This window comes from Flavobacterium nitrogenifigens, assembly GCF_003254565.1.
GTDB classification, from domain to species: domain Bacteria; phylum Bacteroidota; class Bacteroidia; order Flavobacteriales; family Flavobacteriaceae; genus Flavobacterium; species Flavobacterium nitrogenifigens.
On record NZ_QJRI01000110.1, the window covers coordinates 1 to 631 of the forward strand.

At 39.0% G+C, this 631-nt stretch carries 1 pseudogene; it reads right to left on the reverse strand.

Annotation, left to right across the window (positions count from 1 at the left end):
* Window positions 1-631: pseudogene (locus tag DM397_RS00485) on the reverse strand (hypothetical protein); the annotation flags it as partial.

The following is a 631-nucleotide window of genomic DNA, read 5'->3' on the forward strand; positions in this document are numbered from 1 at the left end:
ATCGATAACGTCCTGAACCACATTAATATCACTAGAAGCTCCTTCCTCGTTTTTATACGTATACGAACCCGCTCCATTATTGGCAAGCGTGGTAATGGTTTCGGCTTTCCCAACTAAATCAACTAAACTAATTACAGTTGGAATTCCGCTTTCGCCATTATAGGTCAACGTATTTGCCACTGCATCATAAACAAGCGTTGTTTTAGTCTCTGCATCCCCTACCAAATCAACAAGCTGAAGAACATTAGGAATATTATTCTCATCTGTGTAAGTCAGCGTTTTTGCTGTCGCATCGTAAACCAAAGAAGTTAATGTTTCTTTATTTTCAATAAGTTTCGTAATTTCATTTACGACATTGGTGTTAGCGAAAATTGTAGATGAATTGTCAATAACGTCCTGAACCACATTAATATCGCTAGAAGCCCCTTCCTCGTTTTTATACGTGTATGATCCCGCACCATTATTGGCAAGCGTAGTAATGGTTTCGGCTTTCCCAACCAAATCAACTAAACTAATTACAGTTGGAATTCCGCTTTCGCCATTATAGGTCAACGTATTTGCCACGGCATCATAAACAAGCGTTGTTTTAGTCTCTGCATCCCCTACCAAATCAACAAGCTGAAGAACATTA